Origin of the sequence: Thetidibacter halocola (assembly GCF_018224955.1) — a bacterium.
In the GTDB taxonomy this organism is placed as follows: domain Bacteria; phylum Pseudomonadota; class Alphaproteobacteria; order Rhodobacterales; family Rhodobacteraceae; genus Thetidibacter; species Thetidibacter halocola.
Genome location: NZ_JAGTUU010000006.1, coordinates 13654 through 30061, shown reverse-complemented (window position 1 = coordinate 30061; position 16408 = coordinate 13654). Strand labels below are relative to the sequence as shown.

Annotated in this window: 15 protein-coding genes; 9 read left to right on the top strand and 6 right to left on the bottom strand. The window is 66.5% G+C overall.

Annotated elements, in window-relative coordinates; genetic code table 11:
- Nucleotides 1-42: 42 nt before the first annotated feature.
- The 6 genes from KB874_RS14910 to KB874_RS14885 form a co-directional block, all read right to left on the bottom strand.
- Nucleotides 43-855, bottom strand: a complete 813-nt coding sequence (locus KB874_RS14910; RefSeq protein ID WP_212537358.1) for a carbohydrate ABC transporter permease — start codon at nt 853-855, stop codon at nt 43-45.
- Nucleotides 852-1727, bottom strand: a complete 876-nt coding sequence (locus KB874_RS14905; protein ID WP_212537357.1) for a carbohydrate ABC transporter permease — start codon at nt 1725-1727, stop codon at nt 852-854. Before KB874_RS14905 ends, KB874_RS14910 begins: the two co-directional genes overlap by 4 nt.
- Before the next feature lie 90 nt (nt 1728-1817).
- Nucleotides 1818-3104: an ABC transporter substrate-binding protein gene (locus KB874_RS14900; RefSeq protein ID WP_212537356.1), complete on the bottom strand. Its 1287-nt coding sequence runs from the start codon at nt 3102-3104 to the stop codon at nt 1818-1820.
- A gap of 83 nt (nt 3105-3187) precedes the next feature.
- Complete coding sequence (locus tag KB874_RS14895; protein ID WP_212537355.1) at nt 3188-4282, bottom strand: ABC transporter ATP-binding protein; 1095 nt, start codon at nt 4280-4282, stop codon at nt 3188-3190.
- Nucleotides 4279-5064: a DeoR/GlpR family DNA-binding transcription regulator gene (locus KB874_RS14890; protein WP_249200525.1), complete on the bottom strand. Its 786-nt coding sequence runs from the start codon at nt 5062-5064 to the stop codon at nt 4279-4281. Before KB874_RS14890 ends, KB874_RS14895 begins: the two co-directional genes overlap by 4 nt.
- A gap of 456 nt (nt 5065-5520) precedes the next feature.
- Nucleotides 5521-7101: an inorganic phosphate transporter gene (locus KB874_RS14885; protein ID WP_212537354.1), complete on the bottom strand. Its 1581-nt coding sequence runs from the start codon at nt 7099-7101 to the stop codon at nt 5521-5523.
- Between the two features lie 271 nt (nt 7102-7372).
- On the opposite strand from KB874_RS14885, the gene KB874_RS14880 reads away from it, so the two are divergent.
- From KB874_RS14880 to KB874_RS14840, 9 genes are all read left to right on the top strand, one after another.
- Nucleotides 7373-9223 carry a Na/Pi cotransporter family protein gene (locus tag KB874_RS14880; protein ID WP_212537353.1) on the top strand — a complete coding sequence of 617 codons (1851 nt, stop codon included), beginning with the start codon at nt 7373-7375 and terminating at the stop codon, nt 9221-9223.
- A gap of 46 nt (nt 9224-9269) precedes the next feature.
- The gene (locus tag KB874_RS14875; protein WP_212537352.1) at nt 9270-9518 is read left to right on the top strand and encodes a hypothetical protein; all 249 of its coding nucleotides are present in this window, start codon (nt 9270-9272) and stop codon (nt 9516-9518) included.
- Between the two features lie 290 nt (nt 9519-9808).
- Nucleotides 9809-10819 (top strand): TerC family protein, encoded by a 1011-nt coding sequence (locus KB874_RS14870; protein WP_212537351.1) that lies wholly within the window; start codon nt 9809-9811, stop codon nt 10817-10819.
- Nucleotides 10816-11442: an exopolysaccharide biosynthesis protein gene (locus KB874_RS14865; protein WP_212537350.1), complete on the top strand. Its 627-nt coding sequence runs from the start codon at nt 10816-10818 to the stop codon at nt 11440-11442. The genes KB874_RS14870 and KB874_RS14865 overlap by 4 nt, the downstream gene beginning before the upstream one ends.
- A gap of 259 nt (nt 11443-11701) precedes the next feature.
- A complete protein-coding gene (locus KB874_RS14860; RefSeq protein ID WP_428849251.1) occupies nt 11702-11998 on the top strand; it encodes a KUP/HAK/KT family potassium transporter in 297 nt (98 codons plus the stop codon).
- 41 nt (nt 11999-12039) lie between these two features.
- Nucleotides 12040-12210, top strand: a complete 171-nt coding sequence (locus KB874_RS14855) for a KUP/HAK/KT family potassium transporter (RefSeq protein WP_212537349.1) — start codon at nt 12040-12042, stop codon at nt 12208-12210.
- A 139-nt stretch (nt 12211-12349) separates the two neighbouring features.
- A complete protein-coding gene (gene uxaC / locus KB874_RS14850; RefSeq protein ID WP_212537348.1) occupies nt 12350-13756 on the top strand; it encodes a glucuronate isomerase in 1407 nt (468 codons plus the stop codon).
- Nucleotides 13753-14937: a mannonate dehydratase gene (gene uxuA, locus KB874_RS14845; protein ID WP_212537347.1), complete on the top strand. Its 1185-nt coding sequence runs from the start codon at nt 13753-13755 to the stop codon at nt 14935-14937. The genes uxaC and uxuA overlap by 4 nt, the downstream gene beginning before the upstream one ends.
- On the top strand, nt 14934-16343 hold the full coding sequence (locus tag KB874_RS14840) for a mannitol dehydrogenase family protein (protein ID WP_212537346.1): 1410 nt from the start codon (nt 14934-14936) through the stop codon (nt 16341-16343). The genes uxuA and KB874_RS14840 overlap by 4 nt, the downstream gene beginning before the upstream one ends.
- The last annotated feature ends 65 nt before the right edge of the window (nt 16344-16408 follow it).

Sequence of the window (16408 nt, the reverse complement as noted above, 5' to 3'; positions counted from 1 at the left end):
GTCCGCGCATGATCGGCGTCGGGGGCGGCCCCGCGGGCGGGCTCACTTGATCCCGGCCCGCATGAAGTTGGCCACGAACTGGCGCTGGAAGATGATGAAGGCGATGATGAGCGGCGCGGTCGTCATCAGCGTGGCCGCGTTGACCAGCGACCATTCGATGCCGCTTTCCACCGTGGCGAAGACGCTGAGACCGACGGTCACGGGGCGCACCTCGGGCGAGTTGGTGATGATCAGCGGCCACAGGAAGTTGTTCCAGTGAAAGCTGATCATCACCAGCCCGTAGGCCAGGTAGATCGGCCGCGCCAGCGGCACGTAGACTGTCCAGAGCACCCGCCACGCGCCGGCGCCCTCGATCTGCGCCGCCTCGTCCAGCGATTTCGGCACGGTCAGGAAGGTCTGGCGCAGCAGGAAAATGCCAAAGGCCGAGGTGAGATAGGGCAGGGCGATGCCGATGATCGTGTCGGTCAGGCCGATCTGAGACAAGGTCCGGTAATTCTCGACGATCAGGATCTCGGGCGAGATCAGCAGCTGTACCATCACGAGGCCGAACAGGAACCCCGCCCAGCGGAAGCGGTAGCGCACGAAGGCATAGGCCACGAGCGTGCACAGCACGAAGTTCGCGACGAGGACGATGGTGATGAGGATCAGCGTGTTGACGAAGTAGAGCGCGAAGGGGGCGGAATTCCAGGCCTCGACGAAGTTGCCGAAGGTGATCGGCGCGTTCCACTTGAAATTCGCGGCATAGATCTCGGGATGGAAGGCGGTCCAGACCGAGTAGGCGAAGGGCAAGCCCCAGAGGCCCGCCAGCACCAGCGCGAGCGTCCCGATCAGGATGCGGTTCAGGTCGCGGGTCATTGGTAATGCGCCTTTCGGTTGAGCACCCAGAACTGGAATGCCGCGAGGATGCCGAGGATCACCACCATCAGCACGGTCAGCGTCGCGCCATAGGCAAAGTCGCGATGGCCGAACGTGACCTCGTAGACGTAATACAGCAGCAGCGCGCTGGAATTGTTGGGGCCGCCCCGCGTCATGACGATGATGTGGTCGACCAGGCGGAAGGCGTTGATAAGCGCGTTCACGGCGACGAAGATCGTCGTCGGCCGCAGCAGCGGCAGCACCACGTCGAAGAAGACGCGCACCGATCCCGCCCCTTCGAGCCTTGCCGCGTCCTTGAGGTTGGCGGGGATGCTCTGCAACGCGGCGAGGTAGAAGATCATGAACAGGCCCGCTTCCTTCCAGATCGCCACCACCATCATCGACACCAGCGAGGTATCGGTGCGTCCGAGGAAGTTGATCGAGGGCAGGCCGAAGGCCGACAGGATCTGCGAGGCAAGGCCGATGCCCGGAGCGTAGAAGAACAGCCAGATATTGGCGACGGCGACCAGCGGCAGCATCGTCGGCATGAAGAAGGACAGCCGCATCAGCCAGGTTCCGGGCAGTTTCGAGTTGACCAGCAGTGCCATGCCAATCGACAGGCCGATCGCCAGCGGCACGGTGCAGATGGCGTAGATCGTGCTATTCGTCAGGACCTGCGCCAGGCGGTCATCCTCAAGCAGCGCCCGGTAGTTCTCCAGCCCGACAAAGCGCGACGGGCGAAAGGAGCTGGAGTTGTTCCACAGCGAGTTCACCAGCGCCTTGATCGCGGGATAATGCGTGAAGGCCACCAGAAGGCTGCATGGCAGGACCAGCAGGACAAAGCCTAGGCCGAGGGGCAATCGCTTGTTCATGGGGGCCAGGTCTCCGGTGCCGAGGCGTGTCGGGGGTGGCGCGCGCCCGGGGGGAGGCAGGGCGCGCGCCGGTGCGGTCAGGAGAGGGCCTCAGCGGTAGTCCTTGAGGACCGCGTCGGCCTTTTCCTGCGCCTCGGTCACGGCATCGGCCGCGCTCTTGCTGCCGGTCACGACACCCTCGATGGCCTCGACCAGGTATTGCGTCACCTTGGCGCGCTGGAAGGTCGCGAATTCACGCTCTGCATGGGGCAACTGGTCCAGGGCGACCAGGGCCTGCGGCAGGCGCTCGGCGTATTCCTTCATCACCGGCGTCTCCCAGGTGTCGGGCCGCGGTGCGACATAACCGGTCGCGATGCTCCAGCGGGCGGCGGCATCGGCCGATGTCATGAATTTGATGAAGTCCAGCGCCGCTTCCTGCTCTTCCGGGGTCGTGTTGGAGAAGATGTAGAAATTGCCGCCGCCGACCGGAGCGCCCGGCCCGTCGCCACCGGGAAGGAAGCCCACGCCCCAGTCGAAGGTCGCGTTCTCGTTCACGAAGGCGAGGTTGCCCGTCGAGGTCCACATCGAGGCGGTCTGCCCCTCGAGGAAGGCCTTGGGCGTGTCACCCCAGGAAATGCCGCCCGGCGCCATCACGCCTTCGGCCGAGAGCTGCTGGAGGAATTCCAGCGAGGCGATGGTCGCCGGCGTGTTGATGCGGGCCTCGGTGCCCGTTTCGGTCGACAGCACGTCGCCCTTGGACACGACCAGCCCGCCGAACAGCCAGGCGCCGCCCAGGCCCAGGGTTGGGATTCGGGTGCCCCACTGGGTCACGTTGCCATTGGCGTCGCGCTTGGTAAGGGTCTTGCCCATCTCGATCATCTCGGCCCAGGTCTTGGGCGGGGCTTCCGGATCCAGCCCGGCCTCGCGGAAGGCGTCCTTGTTGTAGTAGAACACCGGGGTCGAGCGCTGGAACGGCACCGAGTAGATCTTGCCGTCGAACTTGGTGTCATTCATGAAGCCGTCGTAGAAGCCGGCCAGCCATTCCTGTTCCTCGGGCGAGTCCGCGATGTCCGAGATCGGCAGCACGGCGCCTTCCTCGATCAGGGTAAAGATGTCGATCGCCAGCAGCACCGCGACCTGCGGCGGATCGCCGGCGGCAGCGGCGGTCAACGCCTTGGTGGTCGTCTCTTCGTAGTTCCCGGCATAGACGGCCTTCACGTTGTGCTGCGGGTTCGCCGCCGCCCATTCGTCGGTCAGCGCCTGGATCGTCTCGACCGCCGGGGCGTTCACGCCGACCGGAAAGTAGAATTCCAGATCAGCCGCGCTTACGGCGGCGCCCTGCAATCCGAAAAGTCCGCCGGCGACCAGCGCCAGCGCCGTGTTGTTCCTGAGTGTCATGGTTGTTCCTCCCTTGGTCTTCGTCATGGTCTTGGTCTTCGTCATGGTTGTCCCGCGGCCCGTTTCTTCGGGTCCTGCCGGAGTCAGGTCTTTCTGCGGATGGCCGCACCGTCCTTCTTCGAGAAGAAATGCGTGGCCTCGTGCGACCAGCCGACCGTTACCTCGGCGCCGGGCGCGGGCACGTCGTGCCCGCCATGGGCGACGATCACCTTGGCGCCCGAGGCGGCCTCGAGGTGCAGCAGAGTGACGTTGCCCTCGTATTCCAGCGACAGGACGCGGCCGGTCAGCGTGAAAGCGGCGCCGTCAGCGGGAAAGCACATGGTCTCGGGGCGGACGCCGATCAAATAGTCGGTCAGCGCGGTCCCCCCGTCGAGGCCGAGGTTTTCGGGCAGCGCGACGTCGGCGGGTTCCAGCAGGTTCGTCGGCGGTGTGCCGATGAAGCTGGCCGAAAAGGTGTTTGCCGGGCTCTCGTAGAGGTCGCGGGGCGTGCCCCATTGCGCGATCTTCCCGGCGTTCAGCAGCACGACCTCGTCCGACATGGACAGGGCCTCGCTCTGGTCGTGGGTGACGTAGATCACGGTGATTCCCAGCGTCTTGTTCAGCGAGCGGATCTCGCTGCGGATCTCGGTGCGCAGCTTGGCGTCGAGGTTGGACAGCGGCTCGTCCATCAGGACCAGCGGGCGTTCCGACACCAGCACCCGTGCCAGCGCGACGCGCTGCTGCTGGCCGCCCGACAGTTGCGACGGCTTGCGTTGCAGCAGCGGGCCCAGGCCCATCAGGTCGGACACGCGGGCAATGGTCTTGTCCCGGCGGGTCTTGTCGACCTTGCGGATCTTCAGGCCGTAGCCGATGTTTTCCTCGATCGTCAGGTGTGGGAACAGGGCGTAGTTCTGGAACACCATGCCCAGGTTGCGGTCGGCCGCCGACACTTTGGAGACGTCGCGCCCGTCGATCAGGATCTGCCCGCCAGAAGTCTCGTCGAGACCAGAGATCAGGCGCAGCAGCGTGCTCTTGCCGCAGCCCGACGGGCCCAGCAGCGTGAGAAAGCCGCCGGCGCCGATCCGGAAGCTGACATCGCTCAGAACCTCGGTCTTGCCCCAGCTCTTGCGCAGGTTGCGCACCTCGAGAGAGACGGCCGCAGTGGCGTTGCCAAAGGATGTGTCTGCGGGCTTGTTCATGCGGTGACGACTTCCAATCCGGTGCCGCGCAACTGGCCGACGACATCGGCGGCCAACTCGGCATTTGTGATGAGACCGTCGATCTCGTCGAACCCGGCGGTGCGGGTAAAGGCGTAGGTCTCGAACTTGCGGTGATCGGCGATGACCAGCCGCTGGCGCGACGAAGCGAGCGCCTCGCGCTGGATCAGCGCATACATCTCGTCGCCGATCTCGATGCATTCGCGCGCGACATTCACCGCCGAACAGCAGAAGAAGGACACGTCGAAGGTCAGCGAGCGCAGACCGGCAATGGCAAGGCTGCCGACGAAGGAATCGTTCACCGGCAGATAGCTGCCGCCGATCACGTAGAAATCGCGGATGCCCTGTGCCTTGAGCCGCTTGGCGACGCCGAGACAGGTCGTGACATAGCGGCAGCCGGGCTTCTGCCCGGCCAGTTCGGCCACCGCCAGGGCCGTCGTCCCGGCATCCAGGAAGACAACTTCCTGTCCGTTCAGGCGGTCCATCGCCGCCTGCGCGATGCGCTGCTTCTCGGCCCAGCCGATCAGCTTGCGTTCGTCGTTGGGCAGGTCCGAGGCGGCGCTGGTCTTGGCCATGACGCCGCCATGCGTGCGCGACACGATGCCCTGCCGCCCCAGTTCGCGCAGGTCGCGGCGGATGGTGGCCTCGGACCGGCCCAACTCGTCGCAGAGTTCGCGCACGGCGACGGCACCGCGCTGCTCGACGATCTCGGCGATCTTGCGGCGGCGAATCTCGGACAGGTCAGGCACTTCGGTCATGGTCATCGTCCGGGTTTCCTGGTCGGCTTGCTGGCAGGCCTTGATCGGCCAAAAGCGATCAAGATCGGTCACTTTCGATTACAATCGTTGGAAATCGAGCCCGATTCTGTCAAGGAAAATTCCCTCCACCCGCCCCCGAAAACTTGCGGGAGGCAGGCGTCTATCCGATTTATAATTGAATAACAGAGTCTTGTCGAAAATCTGATGTCCAGACTGGGTCAGGAAGTTTTTCCAAGATAGCCAAAAACGATCATTACCGGTCGCGTGACTCAAGCTGGAGAAGCGGGGTGGCAGCGCGTGGCAGGGTCTGGACGGGGGCCGCAGCGTCGCCGTCGGGGCAGGCCGCCTTGCCGTGGCAAAGCGCGCCTGCCCGTACGATCCGGGGCGAATTCCTGCGCCGGGGCGCTGATGGCTGCGATCCGCTCAAACGCCGGAACCCATGGCGGATCGGGGCGGTTCCCGTCAGGGAAGAAGCATCCCGCGCAGCATGAAGAAAAACATCGCGGCAAGGCCGGCAGCGATGGGAACCGTGATGATCCAGGCCGCCGCGATGCGCAGCAGCAGGGTGCGCTTGACCAGTTCGACCCGGTGCACACGCCCCAGCCCCCGTCTTTCGCGCTTGCCCAGCAGCCGGTCCCGCGAGGCTTGCGCCTTCATGTCGCGCAGCATCTCTCCCTTTGTCGTCACGTCCGCGGCCTCGAAACGTACGAGGAATTCATCGACCGCGTCAGGGTCGTGGTTCGCGTGATGGTCGCGGATTTCCTCGAGCATCTGGGCATAGCTCGACTTGATGTATTCGCGCAGGAAGCCGACGCCAAAGACCCCGCCCACGGCGATGTGGGTGGAACTGACCGGCAGGCCCAGCTGCGAGGCGATGATGACGGTGATCGCGGCGGCGAGGGCGATACAGAAGGCCCGCGTCTTGTCGAGTTCGGTGATCTCGCTGCCGACGGTGCGGATCAGTTTCGGGCCATAGAGGGCCAGTCCCAGCGAGATGCCAATGGCGCCGACGGCCATCACCCAAAGCGGGATCGACGCCTTTTCGGATACGCCGCCGCCGGTGATGGCCTCGGTGATGCCGGCAAGCGGCCCGACGGCGTTGGCCACGTCATTCGCGCCGTGGGCAAAGCTCAGCAGCGCGGCGGCAAAGATCAGCGGCACGGTGAACAGATCGTTGACACTGGCCTTGCGGTTTTCCAGCGTCGCGGTCCGGCGGGCGATGTAGGGCCGCATCAGCAGGTAGACCACGACAGCGGCCACGACACCGATGAGCACCGCGACCGGAAAGGAGACTGCCACGATCTGCTTGACGCCCTTCAGCATCAGGTAGGTCGCGAAGGCCCAGGCCATGATGGCCACCAGCACCGGCACCATGCGGTTGGCCGACTCGAGGACGTCCTGCCTGTAAGTGATCGTCCGCTTGATGAAATAGAGGAAGCCCGCCGCGATCAGCCCGCCCATGACCGGCGAGATCACCCAGCTTGCGGCGATCTGGCCCACGACGGACCAGTTCGCGATGTTCCATCCCGCCGCCGCGATGCCCGCACCCAGCACCCCGCCCACGATCGAATGCGTGGTGGATACCGGAGCGCCGATGGCCGTCGCGAAGTTCAGCCAGACCGCGGCAGCAAGCAGGGCGGCGATCATGAGCCAGATGAACGTATCGCGATCGGCGACAAGGTCGGGGTCGATGATGCCGCTCTTGATCGTGCCGACGACGTCGCCGCCCGCGATCAGCGCGCCGCCTGCCTCGAAGAAGGCGGCGATGAGGATCGCCCCAGTCAGCGAGATGGCATGCGAACCGACCGCCGGTCCGACATTGTTGGCCACGTCGTTGGCACCGATGTTCATCGCCATGTAACCGCCGATCATCGCGGCGACGACCAGCAGCGTGCCGTCAATGCCGCCGTCGGTGCGGACGATCGTGAAAAGCATGATGCCGACGATAAAGATGAGCGCAGTTCCGAAGCGGAACAACTCGTCGCGGTTCCGTTGGACGGCGGTTTCGATGGTTTCTGTTCTGAGCAAGGCAAGATCCCCCATTTTCTTGCGCGTCTCCCGGGCGCGCGACAGCCAGCGGCGAACGGTCCACCGTGCCGCCGAATTATTGCATGACGCAGGTCAAGGACGGGCCGTTCCGGCGCCGATAGCGTCCGAATTGCAACATCCCCGGGAGGCAGGCGGTGATCCGGTTGGACAGGTCTCGCGTTACTGCGGTGCGGATGACGGGATCCGCGGGCAGGAGGCAGTTGGTATTCCGGCGCCGCAAGGCGGTGCTGGTGGCAAGCCGTGCTTGTGCCAGTGGAATGGCTGAATGACCCGCTATTACCTTCCGGTTGCGATCGCGGTGCTGGTCCTGGCCTTCTGGTTCAGCCCGGACGCGCAGGAGATCGCCGCGGGCGTCGCGATCTTCCTGTTTGGAATGCTGATGCTCGAGGACGGCTTCAAGCTGTTCGGCGGTGGCACGCTGGAGCGGGTGCTGGAACAGGCGACCCGGTCGACGCCGCGCGCCGTCGCCTTCGGGATCGTCTCGACGACGCTGTTGCAGTCCAGCTCGCTGGTCTCGGTCATCACCATATCGTTCCTGAGCGCGGGCCTGATCTCGCTGGTCGGGGGCGTCGGGATCATCTTCGGGGCCAATATCGGCACGACCACCGGCGCCTGGCTGGTGGCGGGACTGGGGCTGAAGGTCGATATCGCCTCCTACGCCATGCCGATGATCGCGATCAGCATCGTCCTGGTGTTCCAGAAGTCCAAGGCGCTGCGCGGTGTGGGTTATGCCCTGGGCGGACTGGGGTTCCTGTTTCTCGGCATCCACTACATGAAAGAGGGCTTTGACGCATTCAAGGACGAGATCGACCTGACCCGCTTTGCCCTGCCGGGATTGGTCGGCCTGGCCGTCTATGCCGTGATCGGGACCGTGGCGACCGTCATCATGCAGTCGAGCCATGCGACGATGGTGCTGATCCTGACGGCGCTTGCCGCTGGCCAGATCGGCTATGACAATGCCCTGGCGCTGGCGATCGGCGCGAATATCGGCACGACAATCACTGCGATCATCGGCGCGCTTGGGGCGAATTTCCAGGGCAAGCGCCTGGCGCTTGCGCATCTCATCTTCAACGTCACGACGGCGGCGGTCGCCCTGGCGCTGATCACGCCGCTGCGCGAGGCCGTCGACTGGATCAGCGCGGCAGTCGGGATCGCGGCCGACGACTATGCGATGAAGCTCGCCGTCTTTCACACGATCTTCAATGTGCTGGGTGTCACGCTCATGCTGCCCGTTCTGGCGCGGCTCATCGCCTTTCTCGAACGCCGCATCGTGGAACCCCTGCCGGACGTGAGCCGCCCGCATTTCCTGAACGAGGCGGTCGACGAGTTCCCGCAGACGCTGGAGATCGCGCTGCGCAAGGAAGTCCTGCATCTCTACGATAATGCCGAGGAGCTGATCCTGCATGGTCTGAACCTGCACCGTGAACAGATCCACGCGACCGACGACATTGCCCGGACCGTGCGCCGGAGCCGCGCGCCCCTCGGGCTGGACATCGACGAGCGGTATGAACACCGCATCAAGACGCTCTACTCGGCGATCGTGGAGTTCACCACGCGGGCGGGTGACAAGCGCCTGCCACCGGACATCGCGGAACGAGTCTATTCGCTGCGCGACGTGGCGAGCGATATCGTGCAGGCGGTCAAGGCTGTGAAGCATCTGCGCAAGAACGTCCTTCGCTACACGACGCGGGCGCAGGGCTCTGTCACCGAGCTGTACGACGGTCTTCGGACCGAGATCGCCCGCATCGCGGTCGAGATCCGCAAGCTGGGCCAGGCCGCGCCCGAGGATCGCAGCGCGCTGTGGCTGGACCAGGAGCGCGTCCAGGTCGAGGAGGCCGCCCGCTCGGCCGCGAAAAAGGTCGAGGCGCTGATCCGCAGCGGCGACCTGACGCCGGCCGCCGCCACCTCTTTCCTCAACGATTCCGGCTATGCCTACAGCGCCATGCGCGACCTGATCGAGGCCGCCCGCAGCTATTACGTCGAGCGCGACAGCGCGATGGCCGAGGTGGAGCGCCTGCTGTCGCTCGATGACGAGGAACTCGACGATCCCACGGCCGACCGGGAAACCCGGTCTGGGCCGGGACCGGCAAAGGGGCATGTCACGGAAACGTCATGAAACGGGGCTATCGGCTCAGGCCGGGGCAAGGATCGGAGAACCGCAGATGGGTCTGAAAAAACTCGCCGCGAAAGTGGTCGACTACAATGAACGCCTCGACAGCGGCAAGGCCAGCAAGATCAAGCCAGGCGATGTCGAGAAGGTCCTGCTGAAATTGCGCAAGAAGGTGGCCGAGATCGAGGCCGGAATCGAGGTGGCGCCATCCGCCGACAAGAAAGCCCGGCTGGAAAGCAAGCTGGGCGTCGCCCGCGCCCATGTCGAGCGGGCCGAATGGCTGCTGAAGGAACTCGGCTAAGGCCGCGCGGGCCGGTCCTCACAGGCCCGGCCGAAACCCGCCCCACGCGGTTCCGGGCGTGAAACGGTGTGCCGGGGTTTGGGCGTCGGACGGCCTCGGTCCGAGCCCCGTATCCGCCCGGAGAAATCCAAGGCCGGGGACGAAAAAAATATAGTCCATGGACGCGATTGCAGGCCGCATGGCGCTGTCCATATCTGCGAGGCTCGGGTTTCGGGTCCGATAGCAGCGCCGCACTCCGGCATGAACGGCCCGAGGCCTCTATGCGGGCGTGTCTTTGCTGGACGCATCGAATGGATATCCTCTTTCTTGACCTTATGGGCAAGCCGCTCTGGACCTGGGGCGTCTTTTTCGCCCTCGTACTGGCGCTGCTGGTCTTCGACCTTGGCGTACTGCATCGCAAGTCGCACGAAATCGGCATCCGAGAGAGCCTGTGGCTCTCGGCCTTCTACATTACTGTCGGCATCGCCTTTTCGGGCTGGGTCTGGCAGCACCTGGGCAGCCAGGCCGCGCTGGACTACCTGACCGGCTTCGTCGTCGAGAAGAGCCTGGCGATGGACAACATCTTCGTCATTGCGATGATCTTCGGCTATTTCGGCATTCCCCGTGCCTACCAGCACCGCGTGCTGGTCTACGGCATCCTCGGCGTCATCATCTTGCGCGGCATCATGATCGGGGCGGGCGCGGCGGTCGTTGCCCGGTTCGAATGGGTGCTGCTGATCTTTGCCGGCTTCCTGATCCTCACCGGCATCAAGATGCTGCGCAGCGGCGACGAGGAATACGACGTGGCCGCCAACCCGGTGCTGCGTTTCATGCGCCGGCGGTTCCGCGTGACCGAAGGGCTGGAGGGCGAGCGGTTCTTCGTGCGCCGCCCACGCGACCTCAGCGGGCGCAGCGCCCTGTTTCTCACGCCGCTGTTCCTGGCGCTGGTGATGGTCGAACTGGCGGACGTGATCTTTGCCGTCGACTCGATCCCGGCGATCTTCGCGATCACGACCGACCCCTACATCATCTACACCTCGAACATCTTCGCCATCCTCGGCCTTCGCGCGCTCTACTTCGCGCTTTCGGCGATGCTGCACCGCTTCGTCCACCTTAAGACCGCGCTGTCGCTGGTGCTGATTTTCATCGGGTCCAAGGTCCTTGCCGCCGAGTTTCTGGGCATCGAAAAGGTGCCTCCGGCGCTGTCGCTGGGCGTGACCGCCGGAATCCTGGTCGGGGGCGTGGTTCTGTCGCTGTGGCGGACGCGCCCCGCCGCAATCGCGCCGGCGCTCGCCATCAAGGTCGAAGGCCCCGCCAAATGACCACGCAGCCTGACATCGACATGGCGGACCGCGTCACGCCGCGGCGGCTTTCCGACGTGCTGCGCGACCTCGAAACCGGGCTTGGCCCGCGCATTGCGCTGGGCGACCTGGTGTCCGGCCTGCGCGACCGCAGCTTTGCGCCGCTGATGGTGCTGTTCGCGGTGCCGAACGTGTTCCTCTATCTGCCCGGCTCGTCGGTCCTGACCGGCCTGCCGTTGATGATCATCGCACTACAGCTGATCGTCGGCCGTCCTTCTGTCTGGCTGCCCCGGGCGCTCAGCGAGCGGTCCATCGACCGGGCGCACTTTGCCAGGATCGTGCGCCACTCGCTGCCCTGGGTCGAACGGATCGAGCGGCTGGCCCGCCCGCGCCTGTGGCCGGGCAAGGCGGCGGCCGTCGACCAGATGATCGGGGCGGCCTGCCTGGTGATGTCGCTGCTGCTGTTCCTGCCCATCCCCTTCGCCAACGGCGTGCCTGCGCTTGCAATCATCGCGATGGGACTGGCGCTGAGCGAGCGCGACGGGCTGTGGCTGGTTGCCGGACTGGTCGGATCCGGGCTTGCCATGCTGCTGGTGGCGGCGATCGTCGGTGGTGGGGTCTTTGCGGTGGCGAGCATCTTCTGATGGAGACCTCATCGACGGTGCCCGGCCGCGCTGGAAAACCCGTTCTTCCTGCTGGCGCGCGACTGGGGGGCTGCTGCCGCAGGTCAGCGCGCTCGCTGTTTTCGTCCTTCTGATCGAAGGCGCGTGCTTTTCGGCGAACCTTCTGAAGGCGCCCGAAGGCGGCTAAGTGCCGCTGGCCCTGGGGGCCGTGATCGGCGTGGCCATGTAGACGTGGTCGCGCGGCACCAGGGAGCTTTTCCTACGCAGCCGCGCGCGATCCGTGCTGCTGGACCGCTTCATCAGCCAGATCGAGCGCGGCCCGGCCCTGCACGCGCCGGGCACGGCGTTCTACCTGACCAGCGACGCCAACGCGACGCCGCCGGCCCTGCCGCACAATCTCAGGCACAACCACGTGCGGCATCAACAGATCATCGTGCTGACCGTGGAAACCGTCGACGTCCCCCCCCCCCGCGTGGCAGAGGCGGACCGGTCGCGGATCGAACGGCTGAGCGACCGCTTCTTCCGCGTCAGCCAGCGCTTCGATTCCATGGATACGCCGAACGGCAACGCACGCTGAGCCAATGCTGGCGGGACAGGCTGGATTTCGAGGGGCGCAAGGTGTCGTTCTTCCTTGGACTGCGCCGGATCGTTTTCAGCCCGACGGTGGGCATGCCCGTCTGGCAGGACCGGCTCTACATCCTGATGTCGCGCCTCGCCACGGATCCCAGCGATTTCTATCTTCTGCCGCGCGACCGGGTGGTCGAGATGGGCTCGCAGATGGCGGTGTGACGCCTGCCTTCTGGTGACGGCGCCTGACCGGGGGGCGCTTCCGTCTGGCCTTTGCCGGTAGTCGTGGCATTGTCATGTTCAGGTCCGCAGCGCCGCCATGCCGGTCGCGGACCACTTTTGGAAATGCGGAGCAGCCGACATGAGCCTTCTTCATCCCGACCGCCTGTTCCCGGCAGAGCCGTCGACCCGCGGGCTGACGCGCGCCCTTTTCCAGAGCGTCGAGAGCCTGCCCATCGTGTCGCCGCATGGCCATACCGATCCACGCTGGTGGGGCGAGGATCCGGCCTTTGCCGACGCGGCCGAACTGTTCGTCATCCCAGATCACTACGTCGTGCGGATGCTGGTCAGCCAGGGTGTGCCCTTTGCCGCGCTCGGGATCGGGTCGGGGGCAGAGCCCGACCGCCGCACGGTCTGGCGGACCTTCGCGGCGCATTACCATCTGTTCCGGGGCACGCCCTCGCGGCTGTGGATCGACCATGCGCTGTCCGAGGTGTTCGGCATCGAGGCGCGCCTGTCGGCCGACACCGCCGATGCCGCCTTTGACGCCGTCGGCGACTGCCTTTCGCGGCCCGAGTTCCGCCCACGCGCCCTCTACGACCGGTTCGGGATCTCGGTCATCGCCACGACCGACGGCGCGCTGGACGACCTGGCGCAGCACAGGGCCGCGCGCGACAGCGGCTGGTCCGGGCGGGTGGTGCCGACCTATCGCCCTGACGCCGTGACCGACCCGGACTTCGAAGGTTTCGCCGGGAACCTCGACCGGCTGGGAGAGATCACCGGCTGCGACACCGGCAGCTGGGCGGGCTATCTTGAGGCGCATCGCGCGCGGCGGGCCTTTTTCGCGACCATGGGCGCGACCGCCACCGACCACGGCCATCCCACCGCCCGCACCGCCGACCTGCCCGAAGCACAGGCGCGGGCGCTGTTCGACCTGGTGCGGACGGGCCGCGCCTCGGCGGAAGAGGCCGAGACCTTCCGCGCCCAGATGCTGACCGAGTTCGCCCGCATGTCCTGCGAGGACGGGCTGGTGATGCAGTTGCACGCCGGATCGCTGCGCAACCACAGCGACGCGGTGTTCCGCGCCATGGGCCGCGACCGCGGTTTCGACATCCCGCGCCGCACCGGCTATGTCGAGGAACTGCGCCCGCTGCTGAACGCGGTCGGCATGGACGGGCGGCTGCGGCTGGTGCTGTTCACGCTGGACGAGTCGACCTATGCCCGCGAACTGGCGCCGCTGGCGGGCGCCTATCCCGGCCTGCGCCTTGGCCCGCCCTGGTGGTTCCACGACAGTTTCGAGGGCATGCGGCGCTTTCGCGAGGCGGTGACCGAAACGGCGGGGTTTCACAACACCGCCGGGTTCAACGACGACACCCGCGCGCTGTGTTCGATCCCGGCCCGGCACGATGTGGCGAGGCGCTGCGACTGCGCCTTCCTGGCCGACCTGGTGGTCACGCACCGGCTGGACGAGGACGAGGCCTTTGCCCTGGCGCCGTTGCTGGCGCATGACCTGGCGCGCGACACTTACAAGTTGGGAGAGGACGCATGAAACAGACCTGGCGATGGTTCGGCCCCGCCGACAAGGTCACCCTGTCCGACGTGCGGCAGGCCGGGGCCAGCGGCATCGTCACCGCGCTGTATGACATCCGTCCCGGCGATGTCTGGCCACGCGAGGCGATCGCCGCGCGCAAGAGCCAGATCGAGGCGGCGGGGCTGGCCTGGGACGTGGTCGAAAGTCTGCCGGTCTCGGAGGCGATCCGCACCGGCGCGCCTGACGCGCAAGAGCACATGGCCAACTGGATCGTCTCGCTGGAAAACCTTGCTGCCGAGGGGCTCCGGGTGATCTGCTACAACTTCATGCCGGTGCTCGACTGGACGCGCACCGATCTTGCTGCGCCGATGCCGTCAGGCGCCCGGGCGCTGCGTTTCGACCTGGTGGATTTCGCGCTGTTCGACCTGCACGTGCTGCGGCGCCCGGGCGCCGAGGCGGATTACACCCAGCCGGTCGTGGCCGCCGCCGCCGACCGTGCGCGGGCGTTGACCGACGCGCGGCGCGAGGCGCTGACCGCGACGATCCTTGCCGGTCTGCCCGGTGCGGTGGAACGCTGGACGCTGGACAGCTTCCGCGACCGGCTGGCCAGCTATGACGGCATCGACGCGGACGGGCTGCGCGCCAACCTTGCCACCTTCCTGCGCGCCGTGGTGCCGGATGCGCAGCGGCTTGGGATGCGGCTGTGCGCGCATCCCGACGATCCACCCTGGCCGCTGTTCGGCCTGCCGCGCATCCTGTCGACCGAGGCGGATTACCGCTGGCTGGTCGATGTCGTGCCAAGCCCCGCAAATGGCATCACCCTCTGCACCGGTAGTCTTGGCACGCGCGGCGACAACGACCTGCCCGGCATGATGGCGCGGCTGGGCAAGCACGTGCATTTCCTGCACCTGCGCAATGTCCGGCGCGAGGACGAGACCGTGCCGGGGTCGTTCTTCGAGGACGAGCACCTGATGGGCTCGACCGACATGGTGGCGGTCATCAAGGCCGTTGTGGTCGAGGAACGCCGCCGCCGCGCCGAGGGCCGTGCCGACCATGCGATCCCCATGCGCCCCGATCACGGGCAGGAAATCCTCGACGACCAGGAGCGCAAGGCCGCACCGGGCTATCCCGCCATCGGGCGGCTCAAGGGGCTGGCAGAGTTGCGTGGCGTCGCCTTGGCGCTGGAGCATGGCGCATGATCCGCTCGCCCCTGCCCGCCGGACTCAAGACCGGTATACTGCACTTGGGCTTGGGCGCCTTTCACCGCGCCCACCAGGCCGACTACACGCACGATGCCATCGCGGCCTCGGGCGGCGACTGGGGAATCGAGGCGGTGTCGATGCGCGACCCCGCGCTGGCCGAGGTCCTGGCGCGGCAGGACGGGCGGTTCACCCTGGTCGAGCGCGCGCCCGAAGGCCCGGTGTCGAAGGAGATCACCGTCATCCGGCACACCCATGCCCTGCCCGGCAACGCCGCTGCGGTGGCCGCCCGCATGGCCGATCCGGCGATCCATGTCGTCACCATCACCGTGACGGAAAAGGGCTATGGTGCGGATGTGGGCGCGCGGCGGCTGAACCGCGCCGACCCGGCCGTGGCGCATGACCTGGCCGCGCCCGAGGAGGCCCCGCGCAGCCTGGCCGGGTTGTTGTGCCTGGGGCTGGGCCTGCGCCGTGCGGCGGGGTTGGACGGGCTGACGCTGATGTCCTGCGACAACCTGCCGGACAATGGCCACGTGCTGCGCGGGATCGTTCTGGATCATGCCGGGCACACCGACCCCGCCCTGTCCGCGTGGATCGCCGGGCACTGCACCTTTCCCTGTTCCATGGTCGACCGCATCACCCCCGCCACCACCGCCGAGACCCTTGCCCTGGCCGGCGGCGACCCCGCCGCGGTCGAGACAGAGCCCTTTCGGCAATGGGTGATCGAGGATGCCTTTGCCGGGCCGCATCCCGACTGGGCCGCCGCGGGTGCCCTGATCGTCGCGGATGTCCGCCCCTTCGAGACGATGAAACTGCGCCTCCTGAACGGCGCGCATTCCTTTCTTGCCTATGCCGGCGCCCTGCTTGGGCTGGAGTTCGTGCGCGACGTGATGGCCGACCCGTTGATGGCCCGCGCCGTGCGGCGCCACATGGACAGCGCGGCGGCCAGCCTGGAGCCGATCCCGGGGTTCGACCCGCAGGCCTATATCCAGGCGCTGCTGGATCGTTTCGCCAACCCGGCGATTGCCCATCGCTGCCTTCAGATCGCGATGGATGGCAGCCAGAAACTGCCGCAACGACTGTTCGCGCCGGCGCTGGACCTGGCCGCGCGTGACCTGCCGTTCGACAGTTGCGCCACGGCGACCGCGGTCTGGCTGCACTTCCTCGCTGGGCGCGATGCCGAGGGGCGGACCCTGCCGCTTGTCGATCCGCTGGCCGACCGCCTGATCGAGGTGACGCGGCTGGCCGGGGACGATGCCGGGGCGCTCGTGCAGGGGGTCGGGCCGCTGCTTGGCAGCGTCGCGGAAACGCTGTGGGCACGGCCGGGCTGGCAGGCCAGCCTCGCGCGGGCGCTGGTTGCCCTGCGGCAGGACGGGTTGCGGCCGGTTCTCGCCCGGGGCGCTTGACCGGTCGCGGCGTGTTCTGGACGCTGTGCCTTCGGGTCTGTGCATCCTCCCGACGCTATCGCTCG